This is a genomic window from Agromyces sp. NPDC056965, from assembly GCF_042673425.1.
Lineage (GTDB): Bacteria > Actinomycetota > Actinomycetes > Actinomycetales > Microbacteriaceae > Agromyces.
This window is the reverse complement of sequence record NZ_JBHURI010000086.1, coordinates 1-16,681: the sequence shown is the minus strand read 5'-3', so window position 1 is coordinate 16,681 and position 16,681 is coordinate 1. Positions and strand designations below refer to the sequence as shown.

At 69.7% G+C, this 16,681-nt stretch carries 15 protein-coding genes and 1 pseudogene; 12 read left to right on the top strand and 4 right to left on the bottom strand.

Annotated elements, in window-relative coordinates; genetic code table 11:
- Positions 1-138 precede the first annotated feature (138 nt).
- Positions 139-1,335, bottom strand: coding sequence for an epoxide hydrolase family protein (locus ACFTQE_RS17250; protein WP_376926225.1), 1,197 nt, complete (start codon positions 1,333-1,335; stop codon positions 139-141).
- A 55-nt stretch (positions 1,336-1,390) separates the two neighbouring features.
- Between ACFTQE_RS17250 and ACFTQE_RS17245 the strand changes: the two genes are divergently transcribed.
- Together ACFTQE_RS17245 and ACFTQE_RS17240 are read left to right on the top strand one after the other, a co-directional pair.
- A complete protein-coding gene (locus ACFTQE_RS17245) occupies positions 1,391-2,365 on the top strand; it encodes a helix-turn-helix transcriptional regulator (protein ID WP_376926224.1) in 975 nt (324 codons plus the stop codon).
- 115 nt (positions 2,366-2,480) lie between these two features.
- Complete coding sequence (locus ACFTQE_RS17240) at positions 2,481-3,095, top strand: GNAT family N-acetyltransferase (RefSeq protein WP_376926223.1); 615 nt, start codon at positions 2,481-2,483, stop codon at positions 3,093-3,095.
- Positions 3,096-3,211: 116 nt separating this feature from the next.
- Here ACFTQE_RS17240 and ACFTQE_RS17235 read toward each other — a convergent pair.
- A pseudogene (locus ACFTQE_RS17235) lies at positions 3,212-3,328 on the bottom strand (hypothetical protein); the annotation flags it as partial.
- A gap of 231 nt (positions 3,329-3,559) precedes the next feature.
- Between ACFTQE_RS17235 and ACFTQE_RS17230 the strand changes: the two are divergent.
- The 6 genes from ACFTQE_RS17230 (at position 3,560) to ACFTQE_RS17205 (ending at position 8,009) form a co-directional block, all read left to right on the top strand.
- Complete coding sequence (locus ACFTQE_RS17230) at positions 3,560-3,829, top strand: hypothetical protein (protein ID WP_376926222.1); 270 nt, start codon at positions 3,560-3,562, stop codon at positions 3,827-3,829.
- 91 nt (positions 3,830-3,920) lie between these two features.
- Positions 3,921-4,292, top strand: coding sequence for a hypothetical protein (locus ACFTQE_RS17225; RefSeq protein ID WP_376926221.1), 372 nt, complete (start codon positions 3,921-3,923; stop codon positions 4,290-4,292).
- A 92-nt stretch (positions 4,293-4,384) separates the two neighbouring features.
- Positions 4,385-5,479, top strand: a complete 1,095-nt coding sequence (locus ACFTQE_RS17220) for a sensor histidine kinase (RefSeq protein ID WP_376926220.1) — start codon at positions 4,385-4,387, stop codon at positions 5,477-5,479.
- Positions 5,476-6,114, top strand: a complete 639-nt coding sequence (locus tag ACFTQE_RS17215; RefSeq protein WP_376926219.1) for a response regulator — start codon at positions 5,476-5,478, stop codon at positions 6,112-6,114. Before ACFTQE_RS17220 ends, ACFTQE_RS17215 begins: the two co-directional genes overlap by 4 nt.
- Before the next feature lie 132 nt (positions 6,115-6,246).
- The gene (locus ACFTQE_RS17210) at positions 6,247-6,639 is read left to right on the top strand and encodes a hypothetical protein (RefSeq protein WP_376926218.1); all 393 of its coding nucleotides are present in this window, start codon (positions 6,247-6,249) and stop codon (positions 6,637-6,639) included.
- 17 nt (positions 6,640-6,656) lie between these two features.
- Positions 6,657-8,009 carry a DJ-1/PfpI family protein gene (locus ACFTQE_RS17205; protein WP_376926217.1) on the top strand — a complete coding sequence of 451 codons (1,353 nt, stop codon included), beginning with the start codon at positions 6,657-6,659 and terminating at the stop codon, positions 8,007-8,009.
- Here the strand turns inward: ACFTQE_RS17205 and ACFTQE_RS17200 are convergent.
- Positions 7,946-8,407, bottom strand: a complete 462-nt coding sequence (locus ACFTQE_RS17200; RefSeq protein ID WP_376926216.1) for a hypothetical protein — start codon at positions 8,405-8,407, stop codon at positions 7,946-7,948. The two genes, ACFTQE_RS17205 and ACFTQE_RS17200, sit on opposite strands and share 64 nt — an antisense overlap.
- Before the next feature lie 138 nt (positions 8,408-8,545).
- Here ACFTQE_RS17200 and ACFTQE_RS17195 point away from each other — a divergent pair, with 138 nt between their 5' ends.
- Complete coding sequence (locus ACFTQE_RS17195; RefSeq protein WP_376926215.1) at positions 8,546-10,390, top strand: oleate hydratase; 1,845 nt, start codon at positions 8,546-8,548, stop codon at positions 10,388-10,390.
- A gap of 224 nt (positions 10,391-10,614) precedes the next feature.
- The gene (locus ACFTQE_RS17190; RefSeq protein WP_376926214.1) at positions 10,615-12,570 is read left to right on the top strand and encodes an FAD-binding monooxygenase; all 1,956 of its coding nucleotides are present in this window, start codon (positions 10,615-10,617) and stop codon (positions 12,568-12,570) included.
- Between the two features lie 33 nt (positions 12,571-12,603).
- On the opposite strand, the gene ACFTQE_RS17185 is transcribed toward ACFTQE_RS17190, so the two are convergent.
- Entirely contained in the window at positions 12,604-13,317 is a 714-nt protein-coding gene (locus tag ACFTQE_RS17185) for an IclR family transcriptional regulator (RefSeq protein ID WP_376926213.1), read from the bottom strand.
- A gap of 309 nt (positions 13,318-13,626) precedes the next feature.
- Between ACFTQE_RS17185 and ACFTQE_RS17180 the strand changes: the two genes are divergently transcribed.
- Both ACFTQE_RS17180 and pntB read left to right on the top strand, forming a co-directional pair.
- Complete coding sequence (locus ACFTQE_RS17180) at positions 13,627-15,216, top strand: Re/Si-specific NAD(P)(+) transhydrogenase subunit alpha (protein ID WP_376926212.1); 1,590 nt, start codon at positions 13,627-13,629, stop codon at positions 15,214-15,216.
- 88 nt (positions 15,217-15,304) lie between these two features.
- Positions 15,305-16,651, top strand: coding sequence for a Re/Si-specific NAD(P)(+) transhydrogenase subunit beta (pntB, locus tag ACFTQE_RS17175; protein WP_376926226.1), 1,347 nt, complete (start codon positions 15,305-15,307; stop codon positions 16,649-16,651).
- The last annotated feature ends 30 nt before the right edge of the window (positions 16,652-16,681 follow it).

Here is a 16,681-nt window from a genome sequence, read left to right as displayed (position 1 = left end):
CCACCACCGTCGTCGCGTACCGGGGCCCGCCGCCCGCGTCCGTCACGGGACCTAGGACCGGCGACGCACCCGCCACCCGCCCGGGACCGATCCGCGCACCGCCCCCCACCGAGGGTGCGGCCGTGCCGTGACATCAGGTCATCGCAGGGGGCGGAAGAACTCGCGCAGGTCGCCGACGAGCACCTCGGGCACCTCCATCGCGGCGAAGTGGCCGCCGATCTCGTGCTCCTTCCAGAACACGATCTGATCGTTGTCGCGCTCGGCGAACACGCGGATCGACCGGAAGTCGTTCTTGAAGATCGAGACCCCCGTCGGCGCGTGGTTGATGCGCGCGCCGACGCCCTCGCCGGCGTTGAACCGTGCGTCCTCCTTGTACTGGCGCGCCGCCGAGCCCGCGGTGTTGGTGAACCAGTACAGCGAGACGTGGGTGAGGATCTGGTCGCGGCTGAGCTCGGTCGGCCGGTCGAACGTCGCCATCAACTCATTCCAGGCGAGCTGACCCACCGGGGAGTCGGCGAGGGCGTGCGCGAGCGTCTGCGGCCTGGTCGACTGCAGCGACGCGAACGCCGAGATCTCGCCGAAGTCCTTCAGGATCTCGAGCGCCTCGAAGTCCTTCGGTCCGAGCTGCTCGAACTCGGCGGGGTCGCCGCTCGGAAAGGAGAACAGCTGCAGCACGTGGGTGCCGACGAGCCCTTCGGGAGCGAGGATTCCGAGCTCCCGACCGACGAACGATCCGCCGTCGCCGCCGTGCGCGCCGTACCGCGCGTAGCCGAGTCGCTTCATGAGCGTGTCCCACGCCTTCGCGACCCGGGCGGACCCCCAGCCGGCCTCGGTGACGGGACCGCTGAAGGCGTAACCCGGGAAGCTCGGCACCACCACGTGGAAGGCGTCCTGGGCGCGGCCGCCGTGCGCGACCGGGTCGACGAGCGGGCCGATCATGTCGGCGAACTCGGCGAACGACCCCGGCCAGCCGTGGGTGAGCACGAGCGGGAAGGCGTTCGGCTCGGCGGAGCGCACGTGCAGGAAGTGGATCGGCTGTCCGTCGATCGTCGTCGTGAAGTGCGGGAACGCGGCCAGTCGCGCCTCGACGGCGCGCCAGTCGAACTCGTCCCGCCAGTACTCGGCCATCTCGCGCACCTTGGCGAGGCTCGCGCCGTACGCCGGGTCGCCGCCGGGCACCTCGGTCGTGTACCTCGTGCGGGCGAGACGGTCGTGCAGGTCGCCGAGATCCGCGGCGGGAATCGAGAACGTGAACGGGCTGACCTGCTCGTCGCCCGCCTCGGTCGTCGGGAAGGTGGTCTGGTTGATGCCGGTGATCGGCTCGCTGTTCGTCATGCCCTCACGGTAGAAATGAATGCGGAACAATAGCTTCCGCGAATCGAGGGGATCCGTGAAAGAGACCGCGACCCGTGTGCTGCAGGTGCTCGCGCTGCTCCGGCAGCGACCCGACTGGTCGGCGACCGAACTCGCAGGCCGACTGGATGTCACGACCCGCACGATCCGCTCGGATATCGGGCGCCTGCGCGAGCTCGGCTACGTCATCGACGCCACCAGCGGACGAGCGGGCGGCTACCGTCTCGACCGCGCCACCGACCTGCCGCCACTGATGCTCGACGACGACGAGGGCATCGCCGTCGCCATCGCGCTGCACCAGGTCACCTCGAACGCCGTCGCCGACATCGATGCCAGCGCGGCGCGGGCTCTTGCGAAGCTCGAGCACGTGCTGCCGCGCCAGCTGGCCGAGCAGGTGAACGCGCTGGCAGTGGCGACCGCGCCGCAGACCCGCGACCGTGGGCCCAGCGTCGAGTCCCCGACGCTCGCCACGATCGCCCAGGCGGTACAGCGCGCCGAGTGGCTGAGGTTCGAGTACACGCCGTTCCAGGGCGAGGCCTCGCTTCGACGAGTCGAGCCGTACCGGCTCGTCAGCTGGGGCCGCCGCTGGTACCTCGTGGGGTTCGACCTCGAGCGTGACGACTGGCGCAGCTTCCGCGTCGACCGCATGGCCTTGCGCCAGCCGACCCGGCGACGGTTCGAGCCCCGCGGCCTGCCCGCCGACGACGTCGCCGCCTACGTGCTGCGCGGCGTCGCCTCGGCCGGGTGGCGGTTCAGAGCCCGCGTCCTCGTGCACGCGCCGGCGACCACCGTCGCCGAGAAGATCGATCCCTCGGTCGGCCTCGTCGAGGCGATCGACGACGAGCGCTGCGTCCTGATCACCGGCGCCGACCACCCCATGACCGTCGCGGTGTACCTCGCCCTGCTCGACGAGGACTTCACCGTCGACGGCCCGGCCGAACTGACCGAGGCGATTCAGACGCTCGCCCGGCGATACGCCGCAGCGAGTACGGATCGACAGCCCTCCCCGTAGCCGAGTACTCGTCGTCGATGAAGTCGCCGCGGATTCCGGCCGCCCGGCCGAGCCGACCCTTGTCGAACGTCGGAGCCGGTCGGCAGACTGGCAGCACCGACGACGGGATGCTGCCATGGCCGATGAGACTTCGCACGTGATCAAGCCGCTCACTCCCGAGACCTTCCCGGCCTGGCTCGCGCTCGCGCAGAAGCACAACGGGGTCTGGGGCGGGTGCTATTGCTCGTACTTCCACGACGACACCGAGCACACCGTCAAGGACGAGGTCGACCGACCGACGTTCAAGCAGCGACTCGTGGCGGAGGGCGTCGCGCACGCCGCGCTCCTCTTCGACGGCGACGACGCGATCGCGTGGTGCGAGTACGGCAGTCCGGTCGAACTGCCGAACATCTACCACCGCAAGCAGTACGACGCGGGCGAGACCAAGCCGGCACCGTGGCGCATCACCTGCTTCTTCGTCGACCGCGACCACCGACGGTCGGGCGCGGCACGCGAGGTGCTGGACGGCGCGCTCGAGCTGATCGCGCAGGCCGGCGGGGGCGAGGTGGTCTCGTTCCCCAATGAGCTCACCCCCGGCAAGAAGACGTCGTCCTCGTTCCTCCACAACGGCACGAGGGCCATGTTCGAGAAGGCGGGGTTCACCTTCGAGCGTCACATCGGCAAGAGCAAGACCGTGATGCGCAAGACGGTTCCACCGGCCCTCGATCAGTCGACCGCACCGCCGAAGTAGACCTCCACCTCACGCACGCAACCGTCGACGACCGTCGTCGCCTCGGTGTTCCGCCACTTCCGTCCGTTCACCAGGTACTCATAGCGGTGCAGTACGACCCCATCGACCTCGACGAGTTGGAGTGTTCGAGCCGGCTGGTCGAAGTGATCTGCGGTCGGGAAGCATCGCTGGAGCCAGGTGGCCTTGTCGAGGTGATCGTCCTGAGGACTCGTGAATACGAAATCGTCGGCCATGAGGCGTTCTGCGCGCTCTGCGTCCTGCTCACGGAACGCGCGCATGAACGCATCGACCGTTTCCACGCTGCTGAGTTCACTCATGCCCGCAGGCTACTCAGCGAACGCCGCGTCGGCCAGGAGTCGGCCGACGTGATGAGACCGCCGTGACGGGGTGGCTCCGCCATCGACGTGTCCGCGTCCAGCGCGGTTCTCACAGCCTGCGGGCACGCGCGCACCAGATAATGGAGCATGTCCTCCTCTCTCGACCGCCGTTCCAATCCAGCTGCCTGGGCCGCGTTCTGGTTGGCGCTGGCCGGCCTCGTGCTCATGCCCATCCCGCTGTTCATCGGGCTGATCGTCGGCGGCGGCCTCTCGATCATCGCCGCGATCCTGGCCGTGATCGGCCTGTTCAAGGGCCTCGCGCGCGGCGGTACCGGCATCGCGCCCGTCGTGTTCGCCGCGATCTTCATCGCGCTCACCTGGGGTGGCATCTCGGTCGGGGGCGGCACCGTCTGGTAGGTCGACCGCGCACGGGGTTGCGAGGGCGGATCGGCGTGCACGAACGCGTTCACGTCTAGCCGCGCGGGAACATCGAGCGTACCGTCGAGCTATGGCGAAGCTCATCGAGAACCTGGCGGAATCAGTGCCCGCGTGGGGCGCGAAGGTGGCGTACGGCGAGAAGACCACGGTCGACGGGCGCGAACTCGTGCCCGTGGCCCTCGTGGCCTTCGGTTTCGGCGGAGGCGAGGGCTCCGGCGAAATGCCGGAATCCGAGAAGACCCCGGCCGGCCGGGGAGAGGGAAGCGGCGGCGGTGGCGGTGGCTACTCCGTGCCGATCGGGGCCTACATCGGCGGCCCCGACGGGCTGAAGTTCCGACCCAACACGATCGCCCTCGCCGTGGTCGCAGTGCCGTTGGTGTCCGCGCTCGGTGCAGCGCTGGCCGTCATCGTCGGTGCGGCCCGGTATGCCAGCAGGCGCTGACCGAAGAACCGACGGGGTCATTGCGGCGGCGGGTAGCCCGGCGGCCCGGCCCGACGGTTGACCTGGGGCACCGAGCACTCCACAGTTGAACCGTGCAGTGGGCCCTGGCTATCCTCACCGTCGTCGCGTACCTGACGTTGCCACTCGGGTCCGCGAGCTTCGAGCAGCAACTGCTGCCGACGATGCTCGTCGGACTCGCATTCACCCTGCTCGCGATCTTCGGGTTCCGCTTCGTGCAGGGCCGTTCGATCTGGTGGGCGGTGGCGTACGTCGCCGTGCAGTTGCCGATCGGCTTCGTGCTGTTCTCGCTCTCGGGGGCGGCGGTCGGCTCGATCCTGCTGCTCGTGGTCCTCGTCTCGCAGAGCGTCCTGCTCCTTCCGCTGCCGGCTGCGGCGGTGGTCGCCGCCGTCATCCCGCTCGTGCATCTCGGCATGGACTGGCAGGGCGGACTGCGCGAGGGACTCGGCACCCTCGGTGCCACGACGTTCACGCTCGTCGTGACCTGGCTCCTCGTGCGGGAGCAGAAGGCGAGGGCCCAGCTCGCCGAAGCCAACGAGCGGCTGCGCGGATACGCGACACAGGCCGAGGAGCTGGCGGTCATCCAGGAGCGCAACCGGCTCGCACGCGACATTCACGACGGAGTCGGGCATCACCTGACCGTCGTGCAGATGCAGCTCGAGGCGGCACGCGCGGTCATCGGCACCGCCGAGCCCGAGCGTCTCGACGCGATGCTCGCGACGGCGCAGGATCAGTCGGGTCAGGCCCTCGCCGAGGTGCGACGGTCGGTCGCCGCCCTGCGTGAGCACCGGCCGTCGCTTCCGGAGGCATTGCAGGCGCTCGCCAGCGAGGCGACCGAAGCCGGTGTGCCGACCGAGCTCGAGGTGCTCGGCCGGCCACGGGCGATCCGCGCCGAGGTCGACGAGTCGCTGTTCCGTGCGGCCCAGGAAGGCCTCACCAACGTGCGCAAGCACGCCGGCGCGACGAGCACGACCGTCGTCCTCGACTTCTCCGGTGAGGAGCAGGTCAGGCTCGAGGTCCGTGACGACGGCCGTGGTCTTCCCGCGACGCCCGGCGACGGATACGGTCTCACCGGCTTGCGTGAGCGCATGGCGAACCTCGGCGGACGGATCTCGCTGGACCCGGTCGGCACCACCGGTGCGACCCTCACCGTGGTGGTGCCCGGGTGACGATCCGCGTGCTCATCGCCGACGACCAGGCGCTCTTCCGCGAGGCGCTCACCACCCTGCTCGAGGTGCAGCAGGGGATCGAGGTCGTGGGCGAGGCCGGCAACGGCGAGGAGGCCGTGCGGCGCAGCAGCCGGCTCCATCCCGACGTCGTGCTCATGGACCTGCGGATGCCGGTGCTCGACGGCATCGCCGCCACCGCGCGGCTCCGGGCCGAGCAACCCGACGTCCGCGTCCTCGCCCTGACGACCTTCGACGACGACGACGACGTGTTCGCCGCGCTCCGTGCCGGTGCCGTCGGATACCTCCTGAAGGACGTGACCTCGGCGAGGCTCCTCGAAGCACTCGTCGCCGCCGACCGGGGCGAGTCCGTGCTCCAGCCGTCGGTGGCTGCGAAGGTCGTCGCGCGAGTGGCGCAATTGCCGCCGGATGCTCCGGCGCCGGAGCATCCGCTGACCGAACGGGAGGTCGACGTGGTGCGGCTGCTCGCTGCGGGCCGCAGCAACCGCGAGATCGCCGGAGCCCTGTTCCTCGCCGAGGGCACGGTGAAGAACCTCGTCACCAGCGTGCTGGCGAAGCTCCAGGTACGCGACCGCACGCAGGCCGCCCTCCGAGCGCGGGACGTCGGCATCCTCTGACCGCTCCACCGGTTCGCACCAGCTGGGTCACCCGTCGAATGTGACCCCGATCATGACCTTCTGCACCTGACGCGCGCTCGCGCCCCGCGGAGGATTCCAGTGTCCGAACACCGGATCCGAAGAGGAGTCGAGATGAACCACGACGAGACGACGCTGCGCCCATCGGTACGACGATTCGTGCTGCACGGGGTCGAGATGGTGATCGCCATGGTGGTGGGCATGGCCGTGCTGGGCCTCGTCTGGGCGTGGGCCTGGCCGGAGCTCGGCGAGGACACGACCGCGCAGGCACTGGTGATGGCCACCGACATGTCGATCGGCATGGCCGTGTGGATGAGGATCCGCGGCCACGGCCTGCCGGCCATCGCCGAGATGTGCGCGGCGATGTACCTGTCGTTCCTCGTGGTGCTGCCGTTCCACTGGATCGGGGCGTTGTCCGACATGGCGGTGATGACGATCGGCCACGTGCTGATGCTGCCCGCCATGCTGATCGCGATGCTGCGCCGCCGCCACGAGTACGGGTGGTGAGCCCGATGCGCACACTGATGCGAGTCATCGTGGTCGTGCTCGCCGCGGTGGCCCTTCCCGCAGCCCTTGGCGCACCCGCCGTCATCGGCGCCCTCGCCCTGAACGAGCCGCGAACCGACGGCGCCTCCCACGCGCCGGCACCGATCGAGCACGACCCTGCCAAGCCGACGGCGGTCGTCGTCGTCGGCACCAACGGCGCCGTCGTCTCCGACACGCTCGCCCCCTACGAGATACTCGCCACCACCGGGGCGTTCAACGTCTACACCGTGGCATCCGGTTCGCGCCCCGTGCCGCTGACCGGCGGGCTCGACCTCGTGCCCGACCTCACCTTCGCGGAGCTCGGGGAACTGCTGGGCGGCTCGGCGGACCTCGTGGTGGTTCCGGCCATGCCGGACGTCGGCAAGCCCACGACCGAGCCCGTCACCGACTGGCTCGAGACCCAGGTGAACGGCGGGACACTGCTCCTCAGCGTCTGCAACGGTGCCGCCGTGGTCGCCTCGGCCGGCCTCCTCGACGGCCACCGGGCCACCGCGCACTGGCTCCGCCTCGACGGATGGCAGGACGCCTACCCGGCCGTCGACTGGGTGCGCGGCACCCGGTACGTCGACGACGGCAGTGTCATCAGCACCGCCGGAATCCTGTCGGGAATCGACGGCACCCTGCACGCCGTCGACCGCCTCATCGGTGCGGATGCCGCGGCTGAAGCGGCTCGCGCGATCGAATGGCCGCACTTCGACCCCGACGGCGCCGCGACCCTGGAGCAGGCGCGGCTCGAGCCATCCGATGCCGTCGTGGCGTTCAACACCGCCTTCGGCTGGGACCGGCCGCGGATCGGGGTCCAACTCGCCGAGGGCGTCGGCGAGATCGAACTCGCATCGGTGTTCGACACCTATGGGCAGTCGCTCGCCGTCGGCACGGTCGCCGTGGGCGACGGGCCCGTGCAGTCACGCCACGGACTCACCTTCGTGCCGCGTGCCGAGACGGGGGTCGGGCTCGATCGTCTCGTCGTCCCGGGTGCGACTGGGCGCGCCGTCGTCCCCGGGATGGATCCGGTGCAGTACCCGCACCGCCAGGCGGGCTTCGCGTACGACGCCGTGCTGCAGGACCTCGCGCGAACGACCGACGTGGCAACCGCGCAGTGGACGGCGAAGGTGCTCGAGTACCCCATCGACGGGTTGGTGCTCGAGGGTCCGACGTGGCCCTGGACCGAGACGCTCCGTCCGCTCGCGCTCGGCATCCTCGGCGCGATCATCGCACTCGGCGCGTTCGTATTCCTGGGCGCCCGGCGGCGTGCGCGAAAGGCCGGTCAGCCGCCCGCGGCCGGACCGTCGGCATCGTCCATGCTGACGAAGCCGACCGCGGCGAAGTAGCTCTTGGAGAAGTCCACCTCGGGGTCGCCGAGCTGGGTGTTGTCGATGATGTAGGCGATGCTGACCGGGAAGTCCTTCATCGCGAGGTGGATCGTCTCGCCCGCGAGCCTGGCGCACATCACCAGTCCGAAGACCACGAGGTCGGCCGTGCCGTCGTCGTGCACCCTGATCATCTGCGGGTCCGCCGCGCTCGGGTCGACGCCGGCCTGCCGGAGGGCGGCGACGGTGGTGCGGAAGTGGATCGGCTTCTTCGCGATGGCCAGGCTGTAGTCGGGCCGGTCGGGGCCCGGCAGGATCCGCACCAGCTCGGCGTGCACGGGCAGCTGCGCCGCGAGATCCGCCGGCGCCGAGTCGACGCTGGTGATGACGATCTTGGGGCGCACGTTGGGCTGGGTCACGCTCGAAGCCTAGCTTCGCCTGCACCCCACTCCGCCGACCGCTGCGCCTGCACATCTGTGCGGGCGCGATTCGCGCCGACTCGGCTAGCGTCGGAAGCGGTGCGCTGCGCATCGTCGCAGCGCGACGAAGGGGGATGCATGTACTACAGCACTGGCAACTACGAGGCGTTCGCGCGCCCGAGGAAGCCCGAGGGGGTCGACGGGAAGACCGCATGGTTCGTCGGCGCGGGTCTCGCGTCGATGTCGTCGGCGGTCTTCATGATCCGCGACGGGCAGCTCACGGGCGATCGGATCACGATCCTCGAGCGGCTGAAGCTGCCGGGCGGCGCGCTCGACGGCATCAAGGAGCCGAAGAAGGGGTTCGTCATCCGCGGGGGTCGCGAGATGGAGGACCACATGGAGTGCCTCTGGGATCTGTTCCGATCCATCCCGTCGCTCGAGGTCGAGGGCGCGAGCGTGCTCGACGAGTTCTACCGGCTGAACAAGGACGACCCGAACTTCTCGCTCTGCCGCGTCACCGAACAGCAGGGGCAGGACGCGCACACGAACAAGCTCTTCACCCTGAACGACGCCGCGCAGAAGGACATCGTGAAGGTCTTCCTCGCCACGCGCGAGGAGATGGAGGGCAGGCGCATCGACGAGGTCTTCGGCGCCGACTTCCTGAAGAGCAACTTCTGGCTCTACTGGCGCACGATGTTCGCCTTCGAGGAGTGGCACTCGGCGCTCGAGATGAAGCTGTACATCCATCGCTTCGTGCATCACATCGGCGGCCTCCCCGACCTCTCGGCGCTGAAGTTCACGAAGTACAACCAGTACGAGTCGCTCGTGCTGCCGATGTACCGATGGCTCCTCGACCAGGGCGTCACCTTCCACTTCTCGACCGAGGTCACCGACATCGACTTCGCGTTCGGCGACGGCGACGGCGACGGGAGTGACGGAGCCGCCGCAGGCGCGCGCAAGCAGGCGACGCGCATCAACTGGGTCCGGGATGGTGCGGAGGGCGGGGTCGACCTCGGCGAGCACGACCTCGTGCTCGCCACGATCGGCTCGCTCACCGAGAACTCGAACGACGGCGACCACGACACCCCGGCGAAGCTCGACACCGGCCCCGCGCCCGCGTGGGACCTGTGGCGCCGGATCGCGGCGAAGCATCCGTCGTTCGGTCGCCCCGAGGTGTTCTGCGGCGACATCCCGAAGACGAAGTGGGAGTCGGCGACCGTCACGACCCTCGACAAGCGGATTCCGGAGTACATCGAGCGCATCGCGCAGCGCGACCCGTTCAGCGGCCGCGTCGTGACCGGCGGCATCGTGACGGCTCGCGACTCGAGCTGGCTCATGAGCTGGACGGTCAACCGCCAGCCGCACTTCAAGCAGCAGCCCGCCGACCAGATCGTGGTCTGGGTCTACGGCCTGTTCGTCGACGTGCCGGGCGACTACGTGAAGAAGACGATGCAGGAGTGCACCGGCGAGGAGATCACGCAGGAGTGGCTGTTCCACATGGGGGTTCCCGTCGAGCTCATCCCCGAGCTCGCGGCGAACGCGGCGAGGACGATTCCGGTCATGATGCCGTACGTCACGTCGTTCTTCATGCCGAGGCATGCGGGTGATCGACCGCAGGTGGTGCCGGAGGGCGCCGTCAACTTCGCGTTCATCGGGCAGTTCGCCGAGACGACGCGCGACTGCATCTTCACGACCGAGTACTCCGTGCGCACCGGCATGGAGGCGGCCTACCAGCTGCTCGGCGTCGACCGCGGCGTGCCAGAGGTGTTCGGGTCGACGTACGACGTGCGGTTCCTGCTCAAGGCCACGAGCCGGCTGCGCGACGGCGAGGCGGTCGACCTGCCCGGCCCGAAGTTCCTGCGCGAGCGCCTGATGAAGCGGCTCGACGGCACGCAGGTCGGCGAACTGCTCACCGATTTCAAGCTGATCCCCGAGCAGGCCGGCACGACCGCGCGCGAGCGGGCGGACGACGCCGTCTCCTGAGCCGGCGAGACACAGCGAGCACGGCGAGCACGGTGAGCGGATGTCGCAGGGCGGGGTCGACTTCGGTCGGCCCCGTCTTCGCATGCGCACGACGGAGTTGGCGGACGCGCGAACACGGGCTTACACTGACTGCGCGATATGAGAATGACGAGTTCCATTATCGAACACGACGGTGGGGCCCGAGGCTCCACCGAGACGTGCCCACAGAGCAGTGAGGAGAAGCTGTGCAGTTCCACCACTACGGCTACGTGTCCGGTGATCCGCGAGTGCTGCCCGCGGCCGGCATCGGCATCGATCGCCCCGAAGAGCTTCCCGACGAGGTCGACGTGCTCATCGTCGGCTCGGGTCCGGCCGGCGTGGTGGCCGCGGCGCAGCTCGCCCAGTTCCCCGGCGTCTCGACGCGCATCGTCGAACGTCGCGGCGGCCGTCTGGAGATCGGCCAGGCCGACGGCATCCAGGCGCGCAGCGTCGAGACCTTCCAGGCGTTCGGCTTCGCCGAGCGAATCATCGCCGAGGCGTATCGCATCACCGAGATGGCGTTCTGGAAGCCCTCGCCCGAGAACCCCCGCGAGATCCACCGAGCCGCCGTCACGCCCGACGACCCGGCCGGCATCAGCGAGTTCCCGCACCTCATCGTCAACCAGGCCCGCGTGCTCGACTACTTCGCCGAGTACGCGCGCAACTCCCCCGGCCGCGTCACGCCCGACTACGGGTACGAGTTCGTCGGACTCGAGGTCGCCCGGCCCGGGGCCGACGGCTCGCTGCCCGAGTACCCCGTCACCGTCACGCTCGAGCGGGTCACCGGCGTCGGCGTCGGCGCGGGCGATGCCTCGCACGCCGCCGCGCTCGAGGGAGAGCTCACCGGTGAGCGCCGCACCGTGCGCGCGAAGTACGTCGTCGGCGCCGACGGCGCCCGGAGCAAGGTGCGCGAATCGATCGGCGCGAAGCACCTCGGCGCGCAGTCGTTCCACGCGTGGGGGGTCATGGACACGCTCGCCGTCACGGACTTCCCCGACATCCGCACGAAGTGCTCGATCCAGTCGGAGGCCGGCAACATCCTGCTGATCCCGCGTGAGGGCGGGCAGCTCTTCCGCATGTACGTCGACCTCGGCGAGGTCGCCGCCGACGATCACGGCGCCGTGCGCAAGACGACGCTCGACGAGATCATCGCGAAGGCGAACGACATCCTCTTCCCGTACGCACTCGATGTGAAGAACGTGCCCTGGCACAGCGTCTACGAGGTCGGCCACCGCCTCACCGACCGGTTCGACGACGTGCCGCTCGAAGAGCACGGCACTCGCACGCCGCGCGTGTTCATCACCGGCGACGCCTGCCACACGCACAGTGCGAAGGCCGGCCAGGGCATGAACGTCTCGATGCAGGACGGCTGGAACATCGGCTGGAAGCTCGGGCACGTGCTCGACGGCCGCGCCTCCGAAGAGCTGCTCGAGAGCTACCACGACGAGCGCCACGTCGTCGCGAAGGACCTCATCGACTTCGATCGGGAGTGGTCGAAGCTGATGGCCACGAAGCCCGAAGACCTCGGCGACCCGGCCGAGCTCGAGGACTTCTACGTGCGGACCTTCGAGTTCCCGGCCGGGTTCATGACCCAGTACGCCCCGTCGATGATCGTCGGCTCGCCCGAGCAGCAGGCCCTCGCGACCGGGTACACGGTCGGCAAGCGGTTCAGGTCGGCACCGGTCGAGCGCGTCTGCGACGGCAACCCGGTGCAGCTCGGCCACCACCACCGAGCCGACGGCCGCTGGCGCATCTACGCCTTCGCGGATGCCGCGGCTCCCGCCCAGCACGGTTCGGCACTCGCCGACTGGGCGAAGTGGCTCGCGGAGGCATCCGAGTCGCCGCTGACCGTGCACACGCCCGATGGCGGCAACTTCGACGACTTCTTCGACGTGAAGGTCGTCTACCAGCAGCCGCACCTCGAGGTCGACCTCGGCGACGTGCCCGCGGTCTTCCTGCCGAAGAACGGCCCGTTCGGGCTGACCGACTACGAGAAGGTCTACGCGACCGACCCGGCCGACGACATCTTCGAGGAGCGCGGTCTCGCGCGGGGCGGCGTGGTCGTGGTCGTGCGCCCCGATCAGTACGTCGCGCAGGTGCTGCCGCTGTCGGCGACCGGCGAGCTCGCCGAGTTCTTCCGCGGGGCGATGCTCGCACGCTGAGCGGTCGCGACGGGGCCCGCCGACTCGAGCGGGTCAGGCCCCGTACGCGCGCGTGACCGCTTCGGCGGCGAGCCGGAGACGCTCGGCGATCTCGGCCTCGGGCCGTGCGAACGAGACGTGGATCACCGCGATCGACGCCGGCGGCTGCCCGGGCAGCATGAGCGGCACCGCAACCGATGCGAGCGACGGCAGGACCTCGTCGTGACTGAGGGCGTACCCGCGGCGGCGGCTCTCGGCGATCTCCGCGCGGAGGCCGCCCGGCACCTCGGCCGGCCAGGCGCCCTCGGGCAGGCTCAGCAGGATCGCCTTGCCGGGCGCACCGCGCGTGATCGGGTGCCGGTGGCCCGGCCGGTACGACACCACTGCGACCGACTGGCGCGGCGAGGCGCTCACGAGCGTGACCGCCTCGTCGGCGTCGGCGAGCACGGCGAGCAGGCAGGTCATGCCGAGTTCGTCGGCGACGGCGTTGAGCTCGGGCACCGCGATGTTCTGCAGGTCGCGCGCGACGCCCGATGCGAGGGCCGCGAGCCCGGTGCCGAGGGTGAGGCGCCCCGCGGCGTCGCGCGTGACGAGGCCGTGGTGCTCGAGGGTGCGCACGAGGCGGTAGGCGACCGACCGATGCACGCCGAGGGACGCGGCGACCTCGTCGATCGAGAGTGCGCGGTCGGCGTCGGCCAGGACCTCGAGAATCCGGATGCCGCGGCTCAGTGTCTGCGACCCGGCCCGGCTGGCATCGTCGGTGACCATCGGCCCGCCCTCCTGATGCCGGACGGCACCAACTCTGATCGTCCGATACTAGAACGCCGCGCTCGATCATCGGACGAGCAGAATTCCGCGGCGTGAAAGAACCGCAGTTCCTTCGCCGCCGATTCGGGCGAATTCCTCCCATTCATCGCCACCTGCGTTCTACGCTGAGCGAGCGCAAGCGACCGGGCTTGCCGCTTCGATGGTGAAGCCGAGCGCTTCGATGGAGAAGACGAATGAGGTGCCCGACTGCGATGGTGAAGATGCAGGACGAGCGCCGCTTCGATGGAGAAGACGAATGAGGAGTACCGCATGACGCGCATCGGGGTCGTCACCGAGCAGAGACCCGAGACCCGCGTCGCCGCCACACCGGCGACCGTCACGCAGCTGATCGCCCTCGGGTACGAGGTCGTCGTCGAAGCCGGAGCCGGAGCGCGATCGGCATTCCCCGACGACGCGTACGTCGCGGCGGGCGCCGGGCTCGTCGACGGCTCCGCCGCGTTCGCGAGCGATCTCGTGCTGAAGGTGAACGCCCCGACCGAGGCCGAGATCGCACTGCTGAGCCCGGGTGCCACGCTCATCGCGCTGCTGGCGCCCGCGTTCAAGCCCGAGCTGCTCGAGGCCCTCGCGGGCCGCGGCGTGACGGCGCTCGCGATGGACGCCGTGCCGCGCATCTCCCGTGCGCAGTCGATGGACGTGCTGAGCTCGATGGCGAACATCGCCGGCTATCGCGCCGTCGTCGAGGCGGCGCACGAGTTCGGACGGTTCTTCACCGGCCAGGTGACTGCGGCCGGCAAGGTGCCGCCGGCGAAGGTGCTCGTCGCGGGTGCCGGCGTGGCCGGCCTCGCCGCGATCGGCGCTGCTTCGAGCCTCGGCGCGATCGTGCGGGCGACCGACCCGCGGCCCGAGGTCGCCGACCAGGTCAAGTCGATCGGTGGCGAGTACCTGAAGGTCGAGGTCGAGGTCGAGCAGTCGACCGACGGCTACGCGAAGGCGACGAGCGAGGACTACGACCGGCGCGCCGCCGAGATCTACTCCGAGCAGGCGGCCGACGTCGACATCATCATCACGACCGCGCTCATCCCGGGCCGCGCGGCACCCCGACTCATCACCGCGGCCGACGTCGCGAGCATGAAGTCGGGCAGCGTCATCGTCGACATGGCGGCGGGCATGGGCGGCAACGTCGAGGGATCCGTCGCGGGCGAGCGCATCGTCACGCCGAACGGCGTCGTGATCCTCGGCTACACCGACCTCGCGTCGCGCCTGCCCACGCAGGCGTCGCAGCTCTACGGCACGAACGTCGTGAACCTCGTGAAGCTCCTCACGCCCGCGAAGGACGGCGAGCTCGTGCTCGACTTCGACGACGTCGTGCAGCGATCGGTGACGGTCGCGAGAGACGGCGCCGTCACCTGGCCGCCACCCCCTGTGCAGGTTTCAGCGGCTCCCGGAGCCGCGGCATCCGCTTCAGCCGCGACCGGTGCGAAGGATGACGCGGCCGCACCCGAACCCAAGAGCCCGATGTCGCCCGTGAAGAAGGTCGTGCTCGTCGCGATCGGCATCGCGGCCCTCTTCGCCGTGAACGCGATCGCTCCGGCTCCGCTGCCGCAGCACTTCACGGTGCTGGTGCTCGCAGTCGTCGTCGGCTTCTACGTGATCGGCAAGGTGGCGCACGCGCTGCACACGCCGCTCATGAGCGTGACCAACGCCATCTCGGGCATCATCATCGTCGGCGCGATGGTGCAGATCACGAGCGACGTGCTCGTCGTGCAGATCATCGCGACCGTCGCCGTGCTGCTGGCCAGCATCAACATCTTCGGCGGTTTCGCCGTGACCCGACGCATGCTCGCGATGTTCGCGCGCGGAGCTGCCGACAACGCCAAGACTGGAGCCGAACGTGGCTGATCTCGTGACCGCCGCAGAGGCCACGACCCTGCTGACCCCGGCGTCGATCGCCGGAGCCGCCTACATCGTCGCGGCGCTGCTGTTCATCATGAGCCTCGCGGGGCTCAGCCGGCATGACACCGCCAAAGCCGGTGTCGGCTACGGCATCGCCGGAATGACGATCGCGCTCATCGCCACGGTGTACGCGACGTTCGCCGGAGCCTGGGGCTCGCCGCAGGCGACGACCGGGTTCATCCTCCTCGTCGTCGCCGTGCTCGTCGGCGGTGCGATCGGCCTCTGGCGGGCGCGCGTCGTCGCCATGACGGGCATGCCGGAGCTCATCGCCCTGCTGCACAGCTTCGTCGGCCTCGCGGCGGTGCTCGTGGGCTGGAACGGCGCCCTCGAGGTCACGGGCATGAGCGGAGCCCTCCTCGACATCCACCATGCGGAGGTCTTCATCGGCGTCTTCATCGGCGGCGTCACCTTCACGGGCTCGATCGTGGCCTTCCTGAAGCTCTCGGCCCGCATGTCGTCGGCGCCGCTCATGCTGCCGGGCAAGAACGTGCTCAACCTCGGTGCCCTCGTCGCCTTCGTCGTGCTCACCGTCTGGTACGTCATCACCCCCGAGCTGTGGCTCCTCGTGGTGGTGACGGCCCTCGCCCTCGCGCTCGGCTGGCACCTCGTGGCATCCATCGGCGGCGGCGACATGCCGGTCGTCATCTCGATGCTCAACAGCTACTCGGGCTGGGCCGCGGCCGCGGCGGGCTTCCTGCTGAACAACGATCTGCTCATCGTGACCGGTGCGCTCGTCGGCTCCTCGGGTGCCTACCTCTCGTACATCATGTGCAAGGCCATGAACCGTTCGTTCATCTCGGTGATCGCGGGCGGCTTCGGCATCGCGGCGCCGACCGCGTCGAACGACGAGGAGGCGGGCGAGATCCGCGAGGTCACGGCACCGGATGCCGCGGAGTTGCTGCGCGACGCGGGGTCGGTGATCATCACGCCGGGCTACGGCATGGCCGTCGCACAGGCGCAGTACCCCGTGGCCGAGCTCACGAGCCGCCTGCGCGAGCGCGGCGTCGACGTGCGCTTCGGCATCCACCCCGTCGCGGGCCGGCTGCCCGGGCATATGAACGTGCTGCTCGCGGAGGCGAAGGTGCCGTACGACATCGTCGAGGAGATGGACGAGATCAACGACGACTTCGCGAAGACCTCGGTCGTGCTCGTGATCGGGGCGAACGACACCGTCAATCCCTCGGCGGCCGAAGACCCGGGCAGTCCCATCGCGGGCATGCCGGTGCTGCGGGTGTGGGAGGCGTCGAACGTCATCGTCTTCAAGCGCTCGATGTCGGCCGGCTACGCCGGAGTGGCGAATCCGTTGTTCCACCGCGACAACGCGCAGATGCTCTTCGGCGACGCGAAGGCGCGGGTCGAGGACATCCTGCGGGCGCTGTAACCGGGTCGGGCGGTGAGCCTGCGCTCACCC